Genomic DNA, 4,108 nt, shown 5'->3' on the forward strand with positions numbered 1-4,108 from the left:
ACCCCTCCGGACGGAACCCCTCATGCCGCACCAGCCCCTGCCCGCCGATCAGGCCCCCCACTCGATCTGGCGGGGACTCCGCCAGACCCTCCAGAAGGACACGGTCGGCGGAGCGTTCCTGCTCACCGCGACCCTCCTCGCCCTGATCGTCGCCAACAGCCCCGCGTCCGCGCTCTACAGCGCGGTCCGCGACTTCCGCTTCGGCCCCGAGGCCCTGCACCTCGAGCTGAGCGTCGGGTCGTGGGCGGCCGACGGCCTGCTCGCGATCTTCTTCTTCGTCGTCGGGCTCGAGCTCAAGGAGGAGTTCGTCGCCGGCAAGCTCCGCGACCCGAAGACGGCGCTCGTGCCGATCGTCGCGGCCGTCGGCGGCGTGGCCGTCCCCGCCCTGATCTTCACCGCGGTGAACCTGCCCCGCGGAGGAGCCGCGCTGGACGGCTGGGCGATCCCCGCCGCCACCGACATCGCCTTCGCCGTCGCGGTGATCGCCGTGGTCGGCCGCTTCCTCCCGCCGGCGCTGCGGACGTTCCTCCTCACGCTCGCCGTGGTGGACGACCTCATCGCGATCACGATCATCGCCGTCTTCTACACCGCCGGCATCGACGTGGTGATGCTCCTGCTCGCGCTGGTGCCGCTGGCGGTCTTCGCGGTCTGCGTGCAGCGCGGCGTGCGCGCCTGGTGGGTGCTGATCCCGCTCGGAGTGGCGACGTGGGCGCTCGTGCACGCCTCGGGCATCCACGCCACGGTCGCGGGCGTGCTGCTCGGCTTCACCGTGCCGGTCGTCGCGACGAAGCGCGCCCGGGTGCAGGTGGGGTCGGATGCGGAGGGGCGCCCGGTCTACGACGGCCTCGCCGCGCACTTCGCCGACCGCTGGAGCGTCCTCTCGACCGCGGTCGCGGTGCCGGTCTTCGCGTTCTTCTCGGCCGGAGTGACGGTCGGCGGAGTCGCGGGCCTGGTCGACTCGTTCCAGGACTCGATCGCCGTGGGCATCATCGCGGGCCTCGTGCTCGGCAAGCCGCTCGGCATCGCCGGGAGCACCTTCCTCCTGACCCGGTTCCGCGGCATCGGCCTGGATCCGTCGCTGCGCTGGGTGGACGTGATCGGCATGGCGTTCGTGGCCGGCATCGGATTCACGGTGTCGCTGCTGGTCGGCGAGCTGTCGTTCGGCGCGGGCAGCGAGTCCGACGACCATGTGAAGGTCGGCGTCCTGGCCGGCTCGTTCCTCGCGGCGGTGATCGGAGGCGCGATCCTCTCGGTCCGCAACCGCCACTACCGCCGCCTGCAGGACTGACGGCCGACGGGATCTCGCGGCGCCCGCGGCCCGGGCGGCTCGATCGGCACGCGCCTCCTGCTGGTCGAGCAGCCGCCGCAGGCGCCCTGTCGAGGCCCGCGCGGCTCAGCCGTGCAGGCCGTGGACGACCGCGTGGCCGCGGCCGCCGGAGATGAGCAGGCGGTTCACCGGGGTCGTGACGACGAAGGCCAGGGCCAGGGCGCCGGCGAGCGAGCCCCAGAAGAGGCCGGACGAGAGGCCCGCGTCCATCGCTCCGGGGATCGCGAGCACCACCGTGTTGTCGACGATCTCCATCACGGCGATCGAGACGGTGTCGGCCGCCAGCGCGATGCCGACGGCGGCGCGCCACGTCACTCCGGAGCGGAGCACGCCCCGCAGCGTGAGCGCGTAGCCGAACACGAAGGCGAGGACGATCGAGAGGGCGACCGTCGCCAGGGCGGGCAGCCCCAGGGCGGAGCCGATCACCATGCCGAGGACCTCGCCGATCGCGCAGCCGGTCAGGCAGTGCAGGGTCGCGAGGGCGGCGGCGCGCCAGGTGGTCGGGTGGTGGTGGGCGTGGTCGGTCATGGTGTCTCCTCCGGTTCGGTCCAGGGGAGTGCAACATACCCCCGGGGGGTATATTCCCGACCCGGCCGTCGGAGTCTCCTCCGGCTCCGCAGGCGCGCGAGCCGTTCGCCCGGGCGCGCTACCCTCGCCCCGTGCTCCTCCGAGCACCGCCCCTCGACACCAGGAGCCCCGATGGCCGCCCCCACCGTCCTCTTCGTCTGCATCCACAACGCCGGCCGCTCGCAGATGGCCGCCGGCTACCTCCGCGCCCTCTCCGGCGGCGCCGTCGAGGTCCGCTCCGGCGGCTCCGAGCCCGGCGACAGCATCAACCCGATCGCGATCGAGGCGATGGCGGAGGAGGGCATCGACATCTCGCAGGCCGTCCCGCAGCTGATGACCGCCGAGCAGGTCCAGGCCTCCGACGTCGTGATCACGATGGGCTGCGGCGACGTCTGCCCCGTCTTCCCGGGCAAGCGCTACGAGGACTGGGACCTCGCCGACCCGAAGGGCCGACCGCTCGAGGAGGTCCGCTCGATCCGCGACGACATCAGGGCCCGCGTGCAGTCACTCGTCGCGGAGCTGCTGCCCGCCTGAGCCGTTCGATCCCGTCCGGCCGCGTCAGCGTTCGGCGGGAGGCGGGAACGTCCGCCCGACCGGAGGCGAGCCCGCCGGGAGCGCCGCGCGCGCCCGGTGCAGGAAGACGGCGGTCATGACGACCCGGGCGCGGGCCGGCGACGAGTCGAGCGGGCCGATCAGCTCCTCGATCCGCGCGAGGCGGTCGTAGAGGGTCTGCCGGCCGATGCCGAGCGCGGCCGCCGTCGCCGTCTTGCTCCCCCACAGCGACGCGAAGGCCTCGAGGGTGGCGAGCAGCTCGCCGCGCTGGGCGCGCAGGGGCCCGAGCACCTCCTCGACGAGGTCGTCCGCCTCCGGATCGTCCTGCAGAGAGCTCGCGAACCGCTCCAGGCGGTACTGGCGCGAGTCGACGACTCCGCCTGCGGGCGCCCACTCGCGCGCGCCGCGCACCTCCGCCAGCTCCCGGGGCACCCGCTCCTGCCCGCCGAGCCCGCTGCCGACGCAGAGCAGAGCGTCCGAGTCGAGGGCGGCGCCGAGGCGCAGCAGCTCCGCGCGGCCCTCCTCCATCGCGGCGGCGGTGGCGAACGGCAGCAGCGCCAGCAGCTCGGAGCCGACCACGCAGAGCACCGGGCCGGGATCCGCTCCCGCGCCCGTCAGGAGGCGGAGCAGAGCGCGGAGCCGCCGGTCGTCGTGACCGGTGTCGGCCCGGACGCCGAGGTAGCGCTCCCGGGATCCGGCGCCGAGGCGGCCGAGGAAGGCGTCGATCTGGAGGTCGGCCGCCGGGTCCGCGCGCTCGACGGATGCGATCGCGAAGAGCTGGGCGGTCAGCCGCTCGGTGACCGACGGCGGGCGGTGCCGGAGCACGGCGATCGCGAGGACGTCCGGCGCCCGGTCGAGCGCGACGGCGACGGCGTGGAGGTCGGCGTCGGCGTGGGCCCGCAGATGCAGGGTGCCCAAAAGGGAATCGCCCGCGTGCAGCACGTTCGAGAACGTCCCGGCCGTCGGCTCCGTGTCGACGCCCGGCCCGGGCGAGGCGCGGGCGATCTCGTCGCCCGTGAGCGAGACGAGCGAGGCGGAGGCGCCCGTCGCGGAGGCGACGACCTGCAGGAGCTCGTCGACACCGGCGTCCCCGGAGGCCGCGTCGGCCAGCAGACCGGACACTCTGTCCGCCAGTCGGATGCTCCGGAACTTCTGCTCGGTGAGGTGGGTGTTGATGCTCTCGCAGACCTGCACGAAGGGGACGCGCCGGGGCAGGGCGAGCACGGGGAGGCCGAGCTCGTCGGCCGCCGCGACGATCGGCGGCGGCACCGCGGGCAGGCGCGGCGAGAGCTCGAGAGCGAGGGCGCCGACTCCCGCATCCACCAGAGACCGCACGTACTCGCGGCACTCCGCCGGGTCCTGGTCGGTCGAGAGGAGCGCGCCCTCCATCAGGAGCAGCTCGCCTCCGAGGAGGAGGGGCGCGATGTCGAGCTGCTCGCTCGTGTGGGCCCAGCGGATCACGGCGCGCTCGGCGGCCGCGTGCCCGGCGGCCACCACCGGGAGCATGGCGGCGAGGCGCGGATCCTTCATCGCGTCCGACAGCAGGTAGGCCATACAGAACGTCCTCTCGCGTCACGGCGAATTTACACGCGGACGCGCCGCCCGAAACGGGTCCGCACGAGAGTGGAGCCTCACCGGGCGCCCCGCCCTCCCCTTCATCCC

At 74.0% G+C, this 4,108-nt stretch carries 4 protein-coding genes; 2 read left to right on the top strand and 2 right to left on the bottom strand.

Annotated features, from left to right (window positions below):
• Positions 1–22 precede the first annotated feature (22 nt).
• A complete protein-coding gene (gene nhaA / locus C5C57_RS17325) occupies positions 23–1,288 on the top strand; it encodes a Na+/H+ antiporter NhaA (RefSeq protein ID WP_104247790.1) in 1,266 nt (421 codons plus the stop codon).
• A gap of 105 nt (positions 1,289–1,393) precedes the next feature.
• Here the strand turns inward: nhaA and C5C57_RS17330 are convergent, their stop codons facing one another.
• Complete coding sequence (locus C5C57_RS17330) at positions 1,394–1,855, bottom strand: DUF4396 domain-containing protein (protein WP_104247789.1); 462 nt, start codon at positions 1,853–1,855, stop codon at positions 1,394–1,396.
• 171 nt (positions 1,856–2,026) lie between these two features.
• On the opposite strand from C5C57_RS17330, the gene C5C57_RS17335 reads away from it, so the two are divergent.
• Positions 2,027–2,428 (top strand): arsenate reductase ArsC, encoded by a 402-nt coding sequence (locus C5C57_RS17335; RefSeq protein ID WP_104247788.1) that lies wholly within the window; start codon positions 2,027–2,029, stop codon positions 2,426–2,428.
• Positions 2,429–2,452: 24 nt separating this feature from the next.
• Here C5C57_RS17335 and C5C57_RS17340 read toward each other — a convergent pair whose 3' ends face one another.
• Positions 2,453–4,000, bottom strand: coding sequence for a PucR family transcriptional regulator (locus tag C5C57_RS17340; protein WP_104247787.1), 1,548 nt, complete (start codon positions 3,998–4,000; stop codon positions 2,453–2,455).
• Positions 4,001–4,108: the final 108 nt, after the last annotated feature.

The sequence above is a fragment of the Rathayibacter sp. AY1C5 genome (assembly GCF_002931705.1).
In the GTDB taxonomy this organism is placed as follows: Bacteria; Actinomycetota; Actinomycetes; order Actinomycetales; family Microbacteriaceae; genus Rathayibacter.

Bases quoted from the DNA above. Each gene is read 5' to 3' on its own strand.
- nhaA (WP_104247790.1), top strand. From the start codon at position 23: ATGCCGCACCAGCCCCTGCCCGCCGATCAGGCCCCCCACTCGATCTGG.
- C5C57_RS17335 (WP_104247788.1), top strand. From the start codon at position 2,027: ATGGCCGCCCCCACCGTCCTCTTCGTCTGCATCCACAACGCCGGCCGC.
- C5C57_RS17340 (WP_104247787.1), bottom strand. From the start codon at position 4,000: ATGGCCTACCTGCTGTCGGACGCGATGAAGGATCCGCGCCTCGCCGCC.
- C5C57_RS17330 (WP_104247789.1), bottom strand. From the start codon at position 1,855: ATGACCGACCACGCCCACCACCACCCGACCACCTGGCGCGCCGCCGCC.